Source organism: Allobosea sp. LjRoot9, assembly GCF_964252745.1.
GTDB lineage: Bacteria > Pseudomonadota > Alphaproteobacteria > Rhizobiales > Beijerinckiaceae > Allobosea.
This window is the reverse complement of record NZ_CAXUPC020000008.1, coordinates 197,465-214,906: the sequence shown is the minus strand read 5'-3', so window position 1 is coordinate 214,906 and position 17,442 is coordinate 197,465. Positions and strand designations below refer to the sequence as shown.

At 65.7% G+C, this 17,442-nt stretch carries 15 protein-coding genes; 8 read left to right on the top strand and 7 right to left on the bottom strand.

Going from position 1 to position 17,442, the window contains the following annotated elements; genetic code table 11:
* Positions 1-12 precede the first annotated feature (12 nt).
* Positions 13-1,497, top strand: coding sequence for a SulP family inorganic anion transporter (locus ACSQ3P_RS25305; protein WP_436168228.1), 1,485 nt, complete (start codon positions 13-15; stop codon positions 1,495-1,497).
* Positions 1,498-1,515: 18 nt separating this feature from the next.
* Here ACSQ3P_RS25305 and ACSQ3P_RS25300 read toward each other — a convergent pair whose 3' ends face one another.
* On the bottom strand, positions 1,516-3,255 hold the full coding sequence (locus tag ACSQ3P_RS25300) for an NAD+ synthase (protein WP_436168227.1): 1,740 nt from the start codon (positions 3,253-3,255) through the stop codon (positions 1,516-1,518).
* A gap of 133 nt (positions 3,256-3,388) precedes the next feature.
* Here ACSQ3P_RS25300 and ACSQ3P_RS25295 point away from each other — a divergent pair, with 133 nt between their 5' ends.
* Entirely contained in the window at positions 3,389-4,270 is an 882-nt protein-coding gene (locus ACSQ3P_RS25295; protein WP_436168226.1) for an outer membrane protein, read from the top strand.
* Positions 4,271-4,352: 82 nt separating this feature from the next.
* On the opposite strand, the gene ACSQ3P_RS25290 is transcribed toward ACSQ3P_RS25295, so the two are convergent.
* Positions 4,353-5,738, bottom strand: a complete 1,386-nt coding sequence (locus ACSQ3P_RS25290; RefSeq protein ID WP_436168225.1) for a class II 3-deoxy-7-phosphoheptulonate synthase — start codon at positions 5,736-5,738, stop codon at positions 4,353-4,355.
* Between the two features lie 386 nt (positions 5,739-6,124).
* Between ACSQ3P_RS25290 and ACSQ3P_RS25285 the strand changes: the two genes are divergently transcribed.
* The 3 genes from ACSQ3P_RS25285 (at position 6,125) to ACSQ3P_RS25275 (ending at position 7,992) form a co-directional block, all read left to right on the top strand.
* Complete coding sequence (locus tag ACSQ3P_RS25285; protein ID WP_436168224.1) at positions 6,125-7,159, top strand: esterase; 1,035 nt, start codon at positions 6,125-6,127, stop codon at positions 7,157-7,159.
* Positions 7,160-7,312: 153 nt separating this feature from the next.
* The gene (locus ACSQ3P_RS25280; protein WP_436168223.1) at positions 7,313-7,552 is read left to right on the top strand and encodes a type II toxin-antitoxin system Phd/YefM family antitoxin; all 240 of its coding nucleotides are present in this window, start codon (positions 7,313-7,315) and stop codon (positions 7,550-7,552) included.
* Entirely contained in the window at positions 7,549-7,992 is a 444-nt protein-coding gene (locus tag ACSQ3P_RS25275) for a type II toxin-antitoxin system VapC family toxin (RefSeq protein WP_436168222.1), read from the top strand. Before ACSQ3P_RS25280 ends, ACSQ3P_RS25275 begins: the two co-directional genes overlap by 4 nt.
* Positions 7,993-8,057: 65 nt before the next feature.
* On the opposite strand, the gene gor is transcribed toward ACSQ3P_RS25275, so the two are convergent.
* The gene (gor, locus tag ACSQ3P_RS25270) at positions 8,058-9,425 is read right to left on the bottom strand and encodes a glutathione-disulfide reductase (RefSeq protein WP_436168221.1); all 1,368 of its coding nucleotides are present in this window, start codon (positions 9,423-9,425) and stop codon (positions 8,058-8,060) included.
* A complete protein-coding gene (locus ACSQ3P_RS25265; RefSeq protein ID WP_436168220.1) occupies positions 9,422-10,654 on the bottom strand; it encodes an O-antigen ligase family protein in 1,233 nt (410 codons plus the stop codon). The genes gor and ACSQ3P_RS25265 overlap by 4 nt, the downstream gene beginning before the upstream one ends.
* A gap of 689 nt (positions 10,655-11,343) precedes the next feature.
* On the opposite strand from ACSQ3P_RS25265, the gene ACSQ3P_RS25260 reads away from it, so the two are divergent.
* From ACSQ3P_RS25260 to ACSQ3P_RS25250, 3 genes are all read left to right on the top strand, one after another.
* Positions 11,344-12,309, top strand: a complete 966-nt coding sequence (locus ACSQ3P_RS25260) for a Bug family tripartite tricarboxylate transporter substrate binding protein (protein WP_436168219.1) — start codon at positions 11,344-11,346, stop codon at positions 12,307-12,309.
* 152 nt (positions 12,310-12,461) lie between these two features.
* A complete protein-coding gene (locus tag ACSQ3P_RS25255) occupies positions 12,462-12,938 on the top strand; it encodes a tripartite tricarboxylate transporter TctB family protein (RefSeq protein WP_436168218.1) in 477 nt (158 codons plus the stop codon).
* A gap of 13 nt (positions 12,939-12,951) precedes the next feature.
* Positions 12,952-14,451: a tripartite tricarboxylate transporter permease gene (locus ACSQ3P_RS25250; RefSeq protein WP_436168217.1), complete on the top strand. Its 1,500-nt coding sequence runs from the start codon at positions 12,952-12,954 to the stop codon at positions 14,449-14,451.
* A 110-nt stretch (positions 14,452-14,561) separates the two neighbouring features.
* On the opposite strand, the gene ACSQ3P_RS25245 is transcribed toward ACSQ3P_RS25250, so the two are convergent.
* The 3 genes from ACSQ3P_RS25245 to ACSQ3P_RS25235 form a co-directional block, all read right to left on the bottom strand.
* Positions 14,562-15,074: a DUF2059 domain-containing protein gene (locus ACSQ3P_RS25245; protein ID WP_436168216.1), complete on the bottom strand. Its 513-nt coding sequence runs from the start codon at positions 15,072-15,074 to the stop codon at positions 14,562-14,564.
* Positions 15,075-15,182: 108 nt separating this feature from the next.
* The gene (gene rpiA / locus ACSQ3P_RS25240; RefSeq protein ID WP_436168215.1) at positions 15,183-15,884 is read right to left on the bottom strand and encodes a ribose-5-phosphate isomerase RpiA; all 702 of its coding nucleotides are present in this window, start codon (positions 15,882-15,884) and stop codon (positions 15,183-15,185) included.
* On the bottom strand, positions 15,881-17,332 hold the full coding sequence (locus ACSQ3P_RS25235) for an NAD-dependent succinate-semialdehyde dehydrogenase (RefSeq protein WP_436168214.1): 1,452 nt from the start codon (positions 17,330-17,332) through the stop codon (positions 15,881-15,883). Before ACSQ3P_RS25235 ends, rpiA begins: the two co-directional genes overlap by 4 nt.
* Positions 17,333-17,442 lie beyond the last annotated feature (110 nt).

Sequence of the window (17,442 nt, the reverse complement as noted above, 5' to 3'; positions counted from 1 at the left end):
GTGGGTTCCGCAATGTCAAAAATGACTGCCTATCGCCGTGAATGGTTCTCCAACATCCGGGCCGACATCCTGTCGGGCATCGTCGTCGCGCTCGCGCTGATCCCGGAAGCGATCGGCTTTTCAGTCATCGCCGGCGTCGATCCCAAGATCGGGCTCTACGCCTCCTTCGCCATCGCCTGTGTCTCCGCCTTCGTCGGCGGGCGCCCCGGCATGATCTCGGCCGCGACCGCCGCCACGGCCGTGCTGATGGTCACGCTGGTGAAGGAACACGGCCTGCAATATCTCTTCGCGGCAACGATCCTGATGGGGCTGATCCAGCTCGGCGCCGGAGCGCTCAGGCTCGGGCGAGTGATGAGTTTCGTTTCGCGCTCGGTCATCACCGGCTTCGTCAATGCGCTCGCCATCCTGATCTTCATGGCGCAGTTGCCCGAACTGATCGGCGTGCCGACCCTGACCTATGCGATGATCGCGGCCGGCCTCGCGATCATCTATCTCCTGCCCTATCTGACCAAGGCAATCCCTTCGCCGCTCGTCGCCATCGCCGTGCTGACGGCGGTCGCATGGGGCTTCGGGCTGAACCTGCGGACGGTCGGCGATCTCGGCGAACTGCCTTCGACCCTGCCCGTCTTCGCGCTGCCGCAGGTTCCGCTGACCTTCGAAACGCTGAAGATCATCTTCCCTTATTCGGTCGCGCTCGCCGCGGTCGGGCTCCTGGAATCACTGCTGACGGCACAGATCGTCGACGACATGACGGAGACCGGCAGCAACAAGAGCCAGGAATGCTACGGACAGGGCGCGAGCAACATCGCCTCGGCGCTGATCGGCGGCATGGGCGGCTGCGCCATGATCGGCCAGTCCGTGATCAATGTGACGTCGGGCGGGCGCGGCCGGCTCTCGACCTTCGTTGCCGGAGCCTTCCTGCTGTTCCTGATCGTCGTGCTCGACGACCTCGTGCGAATCATCCCGATGGCCGCCCTCGTCGCCGTGATGATCATGGTCTCGATCGGCACCTTCTCATGGCGCTCGATCCTCGATCTGCGCCTCAACCCGCTGCCGTCCTCCATCGTCATGCTGGCGACCGTCACGACAGTCGTCGCCACGCATGATCTCGCCAAGGGCGTGCTCGTCGGCGTTTTGCTGTCGGGCGTGTTCTTCGCCGGCAAGGTCGCGCGGCTCGTCGCCGTCGATAGGCGCGAGAGCGCTGACGGGACGAAGTGCGACTACATCGTCCGGGGTCAGATCTTCTTCGCCTCGACCGAGAGCTTCCTCGCGGGCTTCGCCTTCGACGAGCGGCCGGAGCGCGTGACGATCAACCTGACCCATGCGCATTTCTGGGACATCTCGGCGATCGCGGCGCTCGACAAGGCGGTCTTGCGGTTCCGCCGTAACGGAGCGGAGGTCACCATGATCGGCCTGAACGAAGCCAGCGCGACCATGGTCGACCGCTTTGGCCAGCACGATAAGGCTGGCGCGTCCAACTCGGCCTCAGTGCATTGATCGCGGGAGGAGAGCCTCTCAGAAGTCGAAACTCTCCCCGCCCGCCCGGCCCACGCCCTTCACCAGCGTCGCATCGGGCTGGTAGGCGCCCTCGCCCGGATCGCTGAAACCGTTGACGACCGGGTAGCGGCGATCGCGGCCGAGATTGCGGCCGGTGACCTTCACGCCCGGCGCAGCCTGGCGGCGCTTGTATTCGGCACGATGCAGCAGGCGCTCGACCGCGAGGACGGTTTCACGCTCATGGCCGAGCGCGACGATATCGGCGACGCGCATCTCGCGCTCGATCAGGCAGGCGAGGATGGCGTCGAGCACCTCATAGGGCGGCAGCGCATCCTGGTCGGTCTGCCCCTCGCGCAGTTCGGCGCTGGGCGGCCGGGCAATGATGCTTTCGGGGATGACCACGCCATTAGGGCCAAGCGCACCCGCCGGCTTCCAGTGGTTGCGCAGCTGCGCGAGGCGGAAGGCCTGCGTCTTGTAGACGTCCTTGATCGGGTTGAAGCCGCCATTCATGTCGCCATAGAGCGTGGCGTAGCCGCAGGACATCTCGGATTTGTTGCCGGTCGTCACCAGCATCCAGCCGAATTTGTTGGAGAGCGCCATCAGGAGCGTGCCGCGCGTCCGGCTCTGCAGGTTCTCGTCCGTGACGTCGCGCTGCGTGCCCGCGAAGAGCCCGGCCAGAGCCGCCTCGAAGCCCGCGACCGGCGCCGCGATCGGCAGCGTCTCATAGCGGACACTAAGTGCCTTGGCGCAGGCCTTGGCATCGTCCAGGCTCTGCTGCGCGGTGAAGCGGGAGGGCATCATCACGCAAGTAACGCGCCCCGGCCCGAGCGCATCGACGGCGATCGCGGCGCAAAGCGCGGAGTCGAGGCCCCCGGAGAGGCCGAGCACCACGCCGCGGAACCCGGTCTTGCCGACATAATCGCGCAGGCCCAGCACGCAAGCCGCGTAATCCGCCTCGTCGCCGCTCTCGATCGCCGCGATCTCGCCCGGCTGGGCGCGCCATTGCCCGGCCGCGCGCGCCCACTCGGTGACGACGAGCGCCTCGCGGAAGGCCGGCAGTTGATGCGCCAGCGTTCTGTCTGAGGCGAGCACGAAGGAGGCGCCGTCGAAGACGAGCTCGTCCTGGCCGCCGAGTTGGTTGAGATAGACCAGCGGCAGGCCGGATTCGACCACGCGCGCGACCGCGATATTCATGCGCTCGTCGCCGACATCGCGGCGATAGGGCGAGCCGTTCGGCGCGAGCAGGATCTCGGCCCCGGTCTCGGCCAGGCACTCGACCACCTCCTCGCTCCAGATGTCCTCGCAGATCGGCAGGCCCAGCCGGACCTTGTCGCGGAACACCACCGGGCCGGGCAGCGGGCCGGGCGAGAACACGCGGGAATCGTCGAAGACGCCATAATCGGGCAGCGCCACCTTGAAGCGCACCGACTGGATCAGGCCGCCATCGAGCAGCGCATAAGCGTTGTAGAGCTTGCCGCCCTCGGCCCAGGGCAGGCCCAGGAGCACGGCCGGACCGCCATCCCCGGTCTCGTGCGCGAGCGCCTCGCAAGCCTTGCGGCAGGCATCCTGGAAGGCCGGCTTCAGCACCAGATCCTCCGGCGGATAGCCGCAGAGGAAGAGCTCCGGCAGCATCAAGAGCTCGGCGCCGGCATCGCCTGCGGCGCGGCGAGCGGCGCGGACCTTGTCGGCATTGCCGCAGATGTCGCCGATGGTCGGGTTGAGTTGCGCAAGCGCAAGACGAAGGGAGGTCGCAGTCATGACTTTGCCTGTAGCGCGGCGCCCCAAAGCCAGCAATGCGCGTAGCGCGGGCTTAACTGCCCGTTAGGGTTAATCGGGCATGAATAGCAGCGTGTCGGGCAGTGACGATGACCGGCCGGCTTGGAGAAATTTCATGCGCATCCGCTCCCTCATCCTCACCGGCGTAGCAGCAGCCGGGCTCGTTCTGGCCGTGGACCGGGCCGCTTCGGCCGCGGATTACCCGGTCCTGCGCGGGTCGCAGCAGACCGAGGATACGCCGCCGCGAGATTTCGAATCCGGCACCTTCAACTGGTCGGGCTTCTACTTCGGTGGTGGCGCTGGCGTATCCGATACCAAGTTCCAACCCGGTAGCGGCACCATGCAGGATCTGGCGCGCTTCGCCTTCCGCAACACCACGCTGGGCAATGAGGTCGATATGGGAGCGCTGGTTTCTGACCTGCCGTCCAAACGCGACAGTGGAGCGACTTTTTTCGGATTTACAGGCTATAATTACCTGTTCGGCGATGCAATGCTGGGCTTCGAGGCCGATTATACCCGCTCCGGGCATAGCTACAGCGTCAGTGACTATATCGCGCGGCGCTTTATAACCTCAGATGGCACGGTCAACGATTTTTCACTGAGTTCAAATCAAGGTGCGAAACTGCACGACTACGCGACCGCCCGCCTGCGCATGGGCTGGGCCTATGGCCGTATCATGCCATTCGCGACGATCGGCGGTGTCGTCGGGCGCTTCGATACGACATCGACCATTGATGCGACCTGGCGCTTTACCCGGACCGACCCTGTTACGGGCGCGATTCAGAACAACGTCGTCGCCAGCGGCTACCCGCTCCGCGTTGGCGCGACCAAGAACAATGTCTACGGCTTCGGCCTGGCCGTCGGCGGCGGCATCGACATGGCGCTCACCGACAATCTCTTCGTCCGGGCCGAGTATCAGTTGATCCGCTTCGCGGATATCGAAGGCACCACGACGACGGTCAATACAGCCCGCGTCGCGGCCGGCTTGAAGTTCTGACGCTCGCTCCAAGGCTATCAACGAAAAGGGCCGGGCTTTTCGCCCGGCCCTTTGCTTTTTTTGACGACCCTCGAAGCGATCTTTACTCCGCCGCCTCGACCTCCGGACGCACTCGGCCCGAGCGCTCGCGCTTGACCAGCTCGGCGACGAGGAAGGCGAGCTCCAGCGCCTGCTCGGCATTGAGGCGCGGATCGCAGACCGTGTGGTAGCGGTCGTTGAGGTCCGCATCGGTCATGCCGCGCGCGCCGCCGGTGCATTCGGTGACGTTCTTGCCGGTCATTTCCAGATGCAGGCCGCCGGCATGGGTGCCCTCGGCCTGGTGGACGGCGAAGAAGTTCTTCACCTCGGTCATGATCAGGTCGAAAGGCCGCGTCTTGTAGCCGCTCGCCGCCTTGACCGTATTGCCGTGCATCGGATCGCAGGACCAGACGACATTGCGCCCTTCCCGCTTGGTGGCGCGCACCAAAGCCGGCAGGTTGTCAAAGACCTTGTCAGCGCCGAAGCGGGCGATCAGCGTCAGACGGCCCGGCTGGTTTTGCGGATCCAGGACATCGATGAGCTTCAGCAAGCCGTCGACGGTCGTGGACGGCCCGCATTTCAGGCCGATCGGATTGCGGATGCCGCGGAAGAACTCGACATGGGCATGGTCGAGCTGGCGCGTGCGATCGCCGATCCAGACCATGTGGCCGGAGGTGTCGTAGTACTCGCCCGTGGTCGAGTCCGTGCGCGTCATCGCCTGCTCGTAGCCGAGCAGCAGCGCCTCATGGCTGGTGTAGAAATCCGTCGTGCGCATCTCGGGATGCGTCTCGGGATCGATGCCGATGGCGCGCATGAAGTCGAGCGACTCGGTGATGCGTTCGGCGACCTCGTTATAGCGCGACGAGGCCGGCGCATCCTTGACGAAGCCGAGCATCCAGCGATGTGCATTGTCGAGATTGGCGTAGCCGCCGGTCGCGAAGGCGCGGATCAGGTTCAGCGTCGCCGCAGACTGGCGATAAGCCTCGAGCTGGCGGCGCGGATCTGGGATGCGCGCCTCCGGCGTGAACTCGATGTCGTTGACGATGTCGCCCTTGTAGCTCGGCAATTCGACGCCGCCGATCGTCTCCGTTCCAGCCGAACGCGGCTTGGCGAACTGGCCGGCGATGCGCCCGACCTTCACCACCGGCGAGCCGCCGGCGAAGGTCAGCACCACCGCCATCTGCAGGAAGAGCCGGAAGAAATCGCGAATGTTGTCGGCCGAGTGCTCGGCGAAGCTCTCCGCACAATCTCCACCCTGGAGCAGGAAGGCCTCGCCGCTTGCGACTTTCGCGAGAGCCTTCTTCAACTTGCGCGCCTCACCCGCAAAAACGAGCGGCGGAAAGCCGGCGAGCTGCTGCTCAACCGCCTTCAAGGCTGCCTGATCCGGGTATTCCGGCATCTGCTGAACGGGCTTGGCCCTCCAGCTCTCGGGCGTCCAACGCTCCGACATTTGTCTTGCTCCTGCTTACGATCGCGCGGCTGTTAACCTCATCTCAGCGCGAAGCGGGGCCTATACACCCATCATCGCGGGCTGACCACCATGGCGAAGCGACATCGCCGGGAAAGGCCAAGGCAGCCTCGCCGGCCAAGGGCGGAAGCTTGAATCATCGCAACGCGATGGCGCAATCGGCTCGCATCCTGAATCCGGCCGCTGAGACGCTGATTCAAGTCGCTGAGATGGCGATTCAACCAGCTCTGATTTTGAATCATACCAGACAAGGCCGAATTTTGCGCAAGCTCGACTGCGGCATGGGGCCATGTCCCGCCGTTGACTTCCGGCCGCCGTCTCTTAGCGTCCGCCCCAAGATAGAAAGAGAAACTGTCAGGGAAACGCAGATGGGCTTTCGTTGCTTCGCAATGGCGGGGGCATTTTTCGCCGCCACACTCTCCGGTGCTTTCGCAGAGGAGCCGCTGTCGCTACGTGGCATGGGTTCGTTCCATGTCGGCGGCAAGCTGGTCGAGATTTCAGGCCGGCCGGTCAAGGAGGTGACCTTCACCCCCGGCGGCGTTCCGGCCAAAGTCGATCCCAACGGCACCTATCAGACCGGCCAGATGTATGTGCAGTATTTCCTGCCACAGAACGAGCGCGGCGCCGCCCCTCTCCTGCTCTGGCATGGCGGCGGCATGACCGGCGTCAATTACGAGACGACGCCGGACGGGCGGCAGGGCTGGCTGGAGTTCTTCCTGCGCAAGGGCTGGGCAGTCTACAACTCAGACGCGGTCGAGCGCGGCCGTTCGGGCTGGGCGATGTATCCCGACGTCATTCCAGGCGAGCCCGTCTTCCTGACCACGGCGAACCCGTTCGAGCGCTTCCGCATCGGCGACGGCGCGGGCAGCTACAATGGCGATCCCGCCAAGCGGAAATATCTCACTGGGAGCCAGTTCCCAGCCGATGGCTACGACAACTTCGTCAAGCAGATCGTGCCGCGCTGGACCTCGACCGACCAGATGATCATCGACGCCTATATCGCCGAGGTCGACAAGGTCTGTCCCTGCGTGATCGCCTTCCACAGCCAGGCCGGGCAGTTCGGCTTCAAGGTGGCGCAGGCGCGCCCCGACAAGGTCAAGGCGCTGATCGCGGTCGAGCCGGCAGGCCTGGGCGACCCTGCCAAGGCCGATCTCCTGAAGAACATCCCCGTGCTGATGGTCTATGGCGACTATGTCGAGCAAGATGCGCGCTGGCCGGCGATCCGCAAGGCGGGAACCGATTTCGGCGACAAGATCAAGGCGGCCGGCGGCTCGGTCGACGTCGTCAACCTCCCGACTGTGGGCATCAAGGGAAACTCCCACATGATGATGCTCGACAAGAACAATCTGGAGGTCGCCCAGCTGATCCAGGACTGGCTCGCCAAGAAAGGGCTGAGCAAATAACGGATGGCGGACGCGCTCTTCCGCCGCATTGGGATGCCACGCGACCGTGCGGTCGAAATCGGCCTTGGTCGTGCCCAGCATCACGGCTCTGGCCCCGCCGGCCATACCGACCTATCTTTTCATCTCGTTTGAAAGTCAGGTTGGAAATTCGCCATGGTCACGATTGGCGCTTTTGAGGCCAAGACTCATCTCTCGGCGCTGCTCGAACGGGTCGCCGCCGGCGAGGAGCTGGTCATCACCAAACATGGCAAACCGATCGCGCGGCTGACCGGCGCGAGCGATATCGATCAAACGCGCCGCGACGAGGCCTTCGCCAAATTGAAAGCACTGCGCGGCAGAACGACGCTCGGCGGGCTGCCCTGGAAGGATTTGCGGGACGAGGGGCGGCGGTGACGCTCGTCATCGACGCCTCGATCGCACTCGCGTGGTGTTTCGAGGATGAGGCGTCCCCGGAGAGCGATGCGATCGCGGAACGGGTTCGCCAAAGCGGAGCGATCGTGCCCGGCCTGTTCGCACTGGAAATCGGCAACATCCTGTTGCAGGGCGAGCGGAAGGGCCGCCTCAGCGCCGCCGCGGTCTCCGAGCGCCTGGAACTGCTCGGCCAATTGGGCTGGTCACGGATGCGGAGACGGCGGGCCGCGCCTGGCGCGATACGCAAAATCTCGCGCGCGCATCGCCTGACGAGCTATGGCGCAGCCTATCTTGAACTGGCGACGCGCGACCGAGACTTGGCGCCGCCGCCCGATCGCTCGGCGTGCCCGTGCTGCCATAGAGCAGGATGCGAAAAAGTGGGAACCGGTTTTTCGCGTGATCCTGCTCTAACTCTTAGATGAGAGACGGATTCAGATTTCAGCTGGGATCACTTCGTGATTCCATCTGAAATCATCCGGCTCTAGCCCTACCCCGCCCGCGCCGTCCGCATCGTCACGAGCTCCTCCGCAGCGCTGGGATGAAGCGCAATGGTGCGGTCGAAATCGGCCTTGGTTGCACCCATCGTCACCGCGATGGCGACGGCCTGGATGATCTCGCCCGCGTCATGGCCGAGGATGTGGACACCGAGCATCCTGTCCGTCTTCGCGTCGACCACCAGCTTCATGTAGATGCGCTCCTGCCGACCCGAGATCGTCGCCTTCATCGGCCGAAAAGCCGATTCGAAGACACGCAGCTCGTAGCCGGCCGCAAAGGCCTGGTTCTCGGTCAAGCCGACCGTGCCGATCTCCGGCGTGGTGAAGACCGCAGAGGCCACGAGGTTGTGGTCCATGTGCCAGGGCTTGCCGCCGAAGGTCGTATCGGCGAAGGCGTGCCCCTCCCGGATCGCCACCGGGGTCAGGTTGACGCGGTTGGTGACGTCGCCGACGGCGTGGATCGAGGGCACGCTGGAGGCGGAATTCTCGTCGACCATGATCTCGCCGACGGGGCCGAGCTTGACGCCGGCGGTCTCCAGCCCGAGCCCGACCGTATTGGGCCGGCGGCCGGTCGCGACCAGCACCACCTCGGCGTCGATCGGGCTGCCCTTGGCGCAATGAGCGCGGCGCACGCCATCCGGCAGCAATTCGATCCGGTCGATGGTGCAGCCCAGCCGCAGCGTGATACCGGCATGCGCGAGCGCGTCGCGCAGGCGAGTGCGGATGTCCTCGTCGAAGCCGCGCAGGATGTTGTCGCCGCGATGCAGCAGCGTCACCGCGACGCCGAGCCGCGCGAAGACGCTGGCGAATTCGAGCGCGATATAGCCGCCGCCGACGACCAGCATGCGCTTGGGCAGGCTCGGCAGATGGAAGATCTCGTTCGAGGAGATGCCGAGCTCGCCGCCCGGGATCGGCGGATCGAAAGCGGGATAGCCGCCGGTCGCGACCAGGATGTGGCGGGCGCGGATGGTCTCGCCGCTCTTTGCCAGGCGCAGGCTATGGGGCCCCTCGACCACGGCGCGCTCCTCGCGGATCGCGACCTTGGCGCCCTCCAGGCCCTTGCGGTAGAGACCCGACAGCCGTGTGACCTCGCCCGCCACAGCATCACGCAAGGTCGGCCAATCGAAGCTCGGCTTGGGAACGCTCCAGCCGAAGCCGGCGGCGTCCTCGAAATCCTCCGCGAAGCGGCTGGCATAGACGAAGAGCTTCTTGGGCACGCAGCCGCGAATGACGCAGGTGCCGCCGATGCGGTCCTCCTCCGCGATCATCACCTTGGCGCCGTGGCCAGACGCGATGCGGGCGGCGCGCGTGCCGCCGGAACCCGCCCCGATGACGAAGAGATCGACGTCGAATTCACTCATCGGCTTGTCTCCGCATCGTTCCGCTTGGCATCGTTTCGCCTGGCATCATTTCGCCCGATGCTCATGAACCAGATCGCCGTTGCGCCAAGAGCCGCGATCCACCAGCCCTGCCAGGCGCCATGGCCGACCGAGGCCACCCCCAGCGCCGCAGTGATCACCGCAAGACGCGGGGCGAGAGCCCGGGCCGGCATATGGCGAAGGCGGCCCAGAAATGCGAGCCCCGCAGCCGAGATCAGCAGGACGCCGATCAGGCCGGTCTCGACCCAGACCTGCAGGAAGGCGTTATGGGGATGGCCGACATCGAGCAGCAGCCGGTGCGGCTCGGAGACCGCGGCCGCGGCCGGATGCGTGCGCAAGGCGGCCGAGGTTCCAAAGCCGAAGCCGGTCAGCGGGCGCGCCCTGATCGCCTCGCCGAAGCTGAGCCAGATGTCGACGCGGTCGCGCGCATGGGCGCGGGCAAGCTGCTGATAGACGCCAACTGGCAGGACGCGGTCGGCGAGCGGGCCGAGCACGGGCGCGACCGCCACCATGGCGACGAAGGCGAGCGCCAAACCGGCCAGCGCCAGGCGCGGCAAGGCCAGCGCGACGAGCCAGGTAGCGGCCATCAGCATCAGCCCGAGCTTGGCCGCGCCGCTCTCGCCGGCCATGATCGCGGCGGCGACGAAGAACGCCGCGAGCACGGCAAGCCTGCGGCCGCCGCGCCCACCCCCGGGGACAGTCCAAAGGCCGTAGACAGCCGGGGCCAGCAGGAGCAGGCAGGTCAGGAGCGGCCGGTTGAAGATATAGAGCTGGCTCCGAAGCCCCAGAGCGTCACGCAGGCCCGGCCCGAGGCGCAATTCGCCCAGGACCAGGATACCGGTCAGTGCCAGCGACCAGCCCTGCGCCCGCCTGGCGCGCGCAGGCGCCGTCTGCGGCCAGCACAGGGCGATGACGAAGCCAGACGCCAGCGACAGGACCAGTTCGCCATACATGGCGAGCCCGGCGCGCGGGAGATGGCTCCACAGCAGCGTCACCAGGGCCCAGCCGAGGAAGCCGAGCAGCGCCAAGGCCAGGGGCTGCATGAGAGCATTGCGCGCCTGCTTCAGTCGGGCCGGCAGGCGCCCGGCCAAGGCATCGGCAGCAAGGACCGCCAGCGCCGCCAGCGAGAGCAGCAGCGGCGCGGAGCGATTGGCCGCCCACATCACCGGCGGGAGCATGATGAGAAGCGCGCTGGCAATATTCAGGGCCAACGCGGCATGGCCAAGTGGCGCAGGCTCCTTCGGCGCGGATTCTCGCGGCGCGGGCTCTTGAGATGTCGGAGACAAGGTCGATCGGCTCATCGGCAAGCGATTACGCGATCATGGCAGGCCCGCCTAGAGGCTGTTCTGAACCATGGGGTCGATTTGACGCTGGCGATTTTGCGCGAATGCCAGGAGTTCGAGGACGCAAACCTTCCGGTTTGCTACGAAGAACGACGCCGCAGTCGCGCAAAAGCGCCGCGCCCTGCGGGTGAGGTGAAAACGCCGGAGCTGCAGCGTCGCATCGCTTGCCGATACCGATGGTATCGCCTGCGCAATGCTCCTCCCATCTCCGTCGTTTTGACCTCATCACATCGGCCCCCATGGTTCATAACAGCCTCTGGAGCATTGCGCGAAAAAGTGGAGACCGGTTTTTCGCAGGAGCAATGCTCTAAGCTTTTGGAACCGATCACATTTTTCGCATTCGGGTGGAAATGTCCCGATGCGACGTGATCGACGGCCGGCGACAGCAATTCAAACATCGGCGGACGTCGCAGAGGCAGATCATTCCTCGCTGCCGCGCGCGGTAATTTATGACATAAGATTGTGCAATCACGTGCAATTGACGCTGGAAGTGTCAAAGTGTCACTGCGGGTCGTTCAAGATAAAATCTGCGGGAAACCCGCGAGCGGAGGAAACCCATGCTGAGATCCATTCTGAAGCGCGGCGCTGTCACTGCCGTAGCGTTGGCTGGCCTGTCGACGGCCGCTTTCGCCCAGCTCGAACTGAAGATCATGGCGCCCGCCGCGCCCGGCGGCGGCTGGGACGGAACCGCCCGCTCGATGCAGCAGGTGCTGACGGCGTCTGGCATCGCCAAGAGCGTGCAGGTCAACAACGTCAACGGCGCCGGCGGCACGATCGGCCTCGCCCAGTTCGTCAATGGCGCCAAGGGCGACGGCTCGCAATTGATGGTCAACGGCTTCGTCATGGTCGGCGCCATCCTGCTGAACAAGTCGCCGGTGAACCTGTCGCAGATCACCCCGATCGCGCGGATCACCGCCGAGGCCGAGGTCATCGTCGTGCCGACGGACTCGCCGATCAAAAACGCCAAGGACCTGGCCGACCGCGTCAAGGCCGATCCGGCCAAGGTGACCTGGGCCGGCGGCTCGGCCGGCGGCGTCGACCACATCATGGCGGCACTCTTCGCCGGCGCCGTCGGCGCCGACGCGACCAAGGTCAACTACATCCCGTTCTCGGGCGGCGGCGAGGCACTGGCTGCGATGCTGGGCGGGCGCGTCACGGCCGGCATCTCCGGCTATGGCGAGTTCGAAGGCCAGATCAAGGCCGGCAAGCTGCGCGTGATCGGCGTCAGCTCCGGCTCGCGCCTGCCCAACGCACCCGACGCCCCGACTCTGAAAGAGGGCGGCGTCAATCTCGAAGTGCTGAACTGGCGCTCGGTGATGGCACCGGCCGGCATCACGCCCGAGCAGCGCAAGGTTCTCTCGGACGCGATCGAGAAGATGGTCAAGACCAAGGAATGGGCCGAGGTCCTCAAGGCGCGCGGCTGGGACGACGCCTATCTCGGCGGCGCCGCCTTCGAGACCTTCCTGAAGGACGAAGATACCCGCGTCACCAAGGTGCTCAAGGATGTCGGCTTGGTAAAGTAAGGCAGCCTGGTCGAGTAGGGCTTGGTAAAATAAGGTCCATCTGCAAAACCACTTGACGAAGGGGCCGTGCAAGCGGCCCCTTTGTTTACGGATCAACGCCGGATCAACCGGCGGAGCCGCTAGGCAAGAGCGCGCAAGGCAAGAGGGTTGGAATGAACCAGGATGTCACCACAAGCCGGGTCGACTGGCCTGCCCTCGTCGTCGCGGCCCTGCTGCTCATCGCAGCGGCACTCGTGTTCTACGACGCCCGCTCGCAGACCATCGTCTCGACCTACGGCCTCGGCCCCACGGCCATGCCCTATCTGGTCAGCGCCGTACTGGCCATTCTGGGCTTGTCGCATGTCGTCGTCGCCTTCCGCGAAGGCCTTCCCAAGCCGGAAGCGGTCGACCGCAACGCCATCCTCTGGCTGACCGGCGGGCTGATCGGCCTGATCGCCTGCATCGGGCTCGGCGGCGGCTTCATCATTGCGACCGCGATCGTGTTCTCCTGCACCGCCCGCTCCTTCGGACGTCAGGCCTTGGCGATCGATTTCGGCATCGGCGCGGTGCTGGGCCTGTCGATCTTCCTGCTGTTCTCGAAGCTGCTGCAGCTGACGCTGCCGTCCGGCCCCCTCGAAAACCTGTTCTGAGAGGCCCGGGACAATGGATACCTTCGCCTCACTGATGCACGGCTTCTCCGTCGCGCTCGAACCCTCCAAGCTGCTCTTCGCCCTGGTCGGCGTGTTTCTCGGCACTGCTGTCGGCGTGCTGCCGGGCATCGGGCCGGCCCTGACGGTTGCGCTGCTCCTGCCCGTCACCTTCAAGCTCGACCCTGCCGGCTCGATGATCATGTTCGCCGGCATCTATTACGGCGGCATGTATGGCGGCTCGACCACGGCGATCCTGATCAACGCGCCGGGCGAAAGCGCCTCGCTGGCGACGGCGCTCGAAGGCTCGAAAATGGCCAAGGCCGGCCGCGGCGGGCCGGCACTCGCGACCGCCGCAATCGGCTCCTTCGTCGCCGGTACGATCGCGACCCTGGGACTTGCCTTCCTCGCGCCCTGGCTCGTCGACATCGCGGTCAAGTTCGGGCCGTGGGATTATTTCGGCCTGATGATCCTGGCCTTCGTCACGGTGTCGGCGACCTTCGGCGACTCGCCCCTGCGCGGGCTGACCAGCCTCGCGATCGGCGTGACGCTCGGGCTGGTCGGCATCGATAAATTGACCGGCCAGGCGCGCCTGACTTTCGGCGTACCCGAACTGCTCGACGGGGTCGAGGTGACGACGCTCGCGGTCGGCCTCTTCGCGGTCGGCGAGGCGCTCTATGTCGCCTCCAAGCGCTTCCGCGACCCCGAAGAGATCGTGCCTATCAAAGGCTCGCTCTGGATGACGAAGGAAGACTGGAAGCGCTCCTGGGCGCCCTGGCTGCGTGGCACCGCCTTCGGCTTTCCGATCGGCGCGTTGCCGGCGGGCGGCGCGGAAGTTCCGACCTTCCTGAGCTATTCGACCGAGCGGAAGCTCTGCAAATATCCCGGCGAATTCGGCAATGGCGCGATCGAGGGCGTGGCGGGGCCGGAAGCGGCCAACAACGCCTCGGCCGCAGGCACGCTCGTGCCGTTGCTGACGCTGGGCCTGCCGACCTCGGCGACGGCGGCGATCATGCTGGCGGGCTTCCAGCAATATGGCCTGAACCCGGGCCCGCTGCTCTTCGCCGAACGGCCGGACCTGGTCTGGGGGCTTATCGCCTCGCTCTTCATCGCCAACGCCATGCTGGTGATCATCAACCTGCCGCTGATCGGGCTCTGGGTCCGCCTGCTGGCGATCCCGCAGCCCTGGCTTTATGCCGGCATCCTCGTCTTCGCGGCGATGGGCACGCTCGCGGTCAAGGCCTCGGTGGTCGAGCTCTCGATGCTGTTCGTCTTCGGGTTTCTTGGGTTCCTGATGCGCCGCTACGACTATCCCGTCGCGCCAATGGTGGTCGGGCTGATCCTGGGGCCGATGGCGGAGGCGCAGCTCAGGCGCGCCCTGCAGATCAGCCTCGGCGATCCGATGATCCTGCTGGAAAACCCCGGCTCCGCCATCCTGCTGGGCTTGGCCTTCATCGGCCTGATCGCGCCCTTCGTGATGAGCGGGCTGAACAGGTTCAAGGCCTCGGAGGACTGACGGCGCAAGGTGGAGAAGCCCCCGCGGGGGCAAACCATTCTCAAAAAAGAAACCCGCCTGCGTTCTCCGCAGGCGGGTTTCTCGATTCTTGTCCGGCTTGCGGCCCAAGCTTACATCTGGTGGCCGCGCTTGCGCATTTCCTGGGTGAAGCGGTCGAACAGGAAGTTGCTGGTGTTGATGCTCCAGGGCTCGAGCACCACGTAGATCTCGTCGATCGCCTTGGTGCGCGCCGCGTTGTAGCGCTGGCCAACCGGCGATTTGAAGAAGGCGACGACCTCCTTGAGATCGGCTTCGTTGATCTTCCGGGCAAAAATCTCCGACGCCGTGACCATGATCTCGGCCCGCTTGGCGTCCGCCTCCGGCTTCAGCGCCTCGATGACGAGGTCCATGTCCTTCTTCATCTCGGGGCGGGTCGTGCCGACGAGCTGCTTCGTGCGCTCGCTGAACTCGGTGTAGATCGACTCCAGCGACGAGGAGATGCCGGTGAGCTCGGCGGCTTCACGCGCCAGTTGAAGGTGGCTGGGCGTGATAGCCGGAGCCGGAGCCGCCGTCTGCGCGAAAGCCGGTGCCGACAGGATCAGGGCGAGACCAAGAGCCGCGCTGGCGAGAGAGTGACGGATCATGCAGTGGTCCTTCGTCATGCGGCCGGACAACGGCCCGGTGCGCCGTCGGCCGCGGCGGGCCGTTTCGGTTTCGGGGCGATCCTTAGCGTGGTTTTCACTGATTGGGAATCACCCGGTCGCACCAAGCAGGCGCAAGCCGTCGGCGCCCGCCAGGATGGCGCCCGACGCAAGGCCGATGAAGAGCCCGTGTTCGACGACGCCGGGAACCTGGCCGAGCGCCAGCGCCAAAGCCTCGGGCTGCGCGATCGCTCCCAGATGAGCGTCCAGGATGTAATTGCCGTTATCGGTGACCACGGTCGCGCCATCGGGCCGCTTGCGCAGCACGAGCTCTCCGGCAGAGCCGCAGCCGGCGATGGCAGCGGCCACGGCGCGGCGCGTCGCCTCCAGGCCGAAAGGCACGACCTCGATGGGCAGCGGAAAGCGGCCGAGCCGCTCGACCAGCTTGCTGTCGTCGGCGATGACGATCATCCGCACTGACGCGGCCGCGACGATCTTCTCGCGTAGATGCGCCGCGCCGCCGCCCTTGATCAGGCGCAATTGCGGATCGATCTCGTCGGCCCCGTCGACCGTGAGATCGAGCTCCGGCGTCTCGTCCAGAGACGACATCCTGATGCCGAGTGCAAGCGCCTGCGCTTGCGTCGCCTCCGAGGTCGCGACGCAGATCACGTCGAGCCCGGCAGCGACGCGCTGGCCGAGCAGATCGACGAAATGCTTCGCTGTCGAGCCCGTGCCCAGGCCCAGGCGCATGCCGGGGCGCACGAGCTCGAGCGCCCGCGCCGCCGCCAGCTTCTTCAGCTCATCAGCGGTCAAACGCCCAGCCCGCCCATCAGCATGTATTTGATCTCGACGAACTCATCCATGCCATGGAGCGAGCCCTCGCGGCCGAGCCCCGATTCCTTGACGCCGCCGAAGGGGGCGACCTCGGTGCCGAGCATGGCCGAGTTGATGCCGACCATGCCGTATTCCAGCTCCTCGGCGACGCGGAAGGCGCGGCCGAGATCCTTGGAGTAGAAATAGGCGGCCAGGCCGAAGGGCGTGTCGTTCGCCATCGCCACGACCTCGTCCTCGGTCTTGAAGCGATAGACTGGGGCGACCGGGCCGAAAGTCTCCTCATTGGTCACCAGCATCTTGGTGGTGACGCCCGAAAGCACGGTCGGCTCGTAGAAGGTGCGGCCAAGCGCATGGCGCTTGCCGCCAACGACGACCTTGGCGCCATGGGCTACGGCGTCGGCGACGTGGCGCTCGACCTTCTCGACCGCGCGCTCATTGATCAGCGGGCCCTGCACGACGCCGACCTCGACGCCGTTGCCGACCTTCATCTTGGCGACCTCGCCGGCGAATTTCGCGACGAACTCGTCATGGACGCCGTCCTGGACGAAGAGGCGGTTGGTGCAGACGCAGGTCTGGCCCATGTTGCGGTACTTGGCGGCGATCGCGCCCTGGACGGCGGCGTCGATATCGGCATCGTCGAAGACGATGAAGGGCGCGTTGCCGCCCAGTTCCAGCCCGACCTTCTTCACCGTCGAGGCGGCCTGCTGCATCAGGAGCTTGCCGACAGGCGTCGAGCCGGTGAAGCCGATGAAGCGCACGGCCGGGTGCGAGGTCATGACGCCGCCGATCTCCTTGGCATCGCCGGTGACGATGTTGAGGACGCCAGCGGGAATGCCCGCACGCTGCGCGAGCTCGGCCAAAGCGAGTGCGGTCAGCGGCGTATCGGGCGCGGGCTTGACCACGAAGGTGCAGCCAGCAGCGAGGCCGGGCGAGCATTTGCGCGTGATCATCGCGGCCGGGAAGTTCCAGGGCGTGATCGCGGCGCAGACGCCGACGGGCTGCTTCTGGATGATGATGCGCGAATTCGGGAAGGGCGAGGGAATGGTCTCGCCATAGATGCGCTTGGCTTCCTCGGCATAGAACTCGACGAAGGAGGCGGCATAGGCGACCTCGCCACGGGCTTCCGTGATCGGCTTGCCCTGCTCGGCGGTCATGATCTGGGCGAGGTCTTCCTGGTTCGCCATGATCAGCTCGAACCATTTGCGCAGGATGACGGAACGCTCCTTGGCGGTCTTCTTCGCCCAGGGCTTGAAGGCGCGCGAGGCGGCCTCGACGGCAGCCGTCGTCTCAGCTGCGCCGAAGCGCGGCACCTTGGCCAGCACCACGCCCGTCGCCGGGTTGTCAACCGCGTCGACGCCCTCGCCGATCCAGGCGCCATCGACATAGCACTGCGACTTCAGGAGCGACGGGTCGTTGAGCTTGAGCATGACAAATCTCGAGGGAAGATCACGGGAGCCGTTCGTCTAGCATGGCGCGACGGCATATGCCGACGGTCAATGCCGCATGGCGCCGATATCATCGGCTCAATACAGGCCGG

Excerpts from the sequence above, each read along its gene's own strand:
- gor (WP_436168221.1), bottom strand. The coding sequence starts at position 9,425 with ATGAGTGAATTCGACGTCGATCTCTTCGTCATCGGGGCGGGTTCCGGC.
- ACSQ3P_RS25280 (WP_436168223.1), top strand. The coding sequence starts at position 7,313 with ATGGTCACGATTGGCGCTTTTGAGGCCAAGACTCATCTCTCGGCGCTG.
- ACSQ3P_RS25250 (WP_436168217.1), top strand. The coding sequence starts at position 12,952 with ATGGATACCTTCGCCTCACTGATGCACGGCTTCTCCGTCGCGCTCGAA.
- ACSQ3P_RS25290 (WP_436168225.1), bottom strand. The coding sequence starts at position 5,738 with ATGTCGGAGCGTTGGACGCCCGAGAGCTGGAGGGCCAAGCCCGTTCAG.
- ACSQ3P_RS25285 (WP_436168224.1), top strand. The coding sequence starts at position 6,125 with ATGGGCTTTCGTTGCTTCGCAATGGCGGGGGCATTTTTCGCCGCCACA.
- ACSQ3P_RS25255 (WP_436168218.1), top strand. The coding sequence starts at position 12,462 with ATGAACCAGGATGTCACCACAAGCCGGGTCGACTGGCCTGCCCTCGTC.
- ACSQ3P_RS25300 (WP_436168227.1), bottom strand. The coding sequence starts at position 3,255 with ATGACTGCGACCTCCCTTCGTCTTGCGCTTGCGCAACTCAACCCGACC.
- ACSQ3P_RS25295 (WP_436168226.1), top strand. The coding sequence starts at position 3,389 with ATGCGCATCCGCTCCCTCATCCTCACCGGCGTAGCAGCAGCCGGGCTC.
- ACSQ3P_RS25235 (WP_436168214.1), bottom strand. The coding sequence starts at position 17,332 with ATGCTCAAGCTCAACGACCCGTCGCTCCTGAAGTCGCAGTGCTATGTC.
- ACSQ3P_RS25260 (WP_436168219.1), top strand. The coding sequence starts at position 11,344 with ATGCTGAGATCCATTCTGAAGCGCGGCGCTGTCACTGCCGTAGCGTTG.
- ACSQ3P_RS25305 (WP_436168228.1), top strand. The coding sequence starts at position 13 with ATGTCAAAAATGACTGCCTATCGCCGTGAATGGTTCTCCAACATCCGG.
- ACSQ3P_RS25245 (WP_436168216.1), bottom strand. The coding sequence starts at position 15,074 with ATGATCCGTCACTCTCTCGCCAGCGCGGCTCTTGGTCTCGCCCTGATC.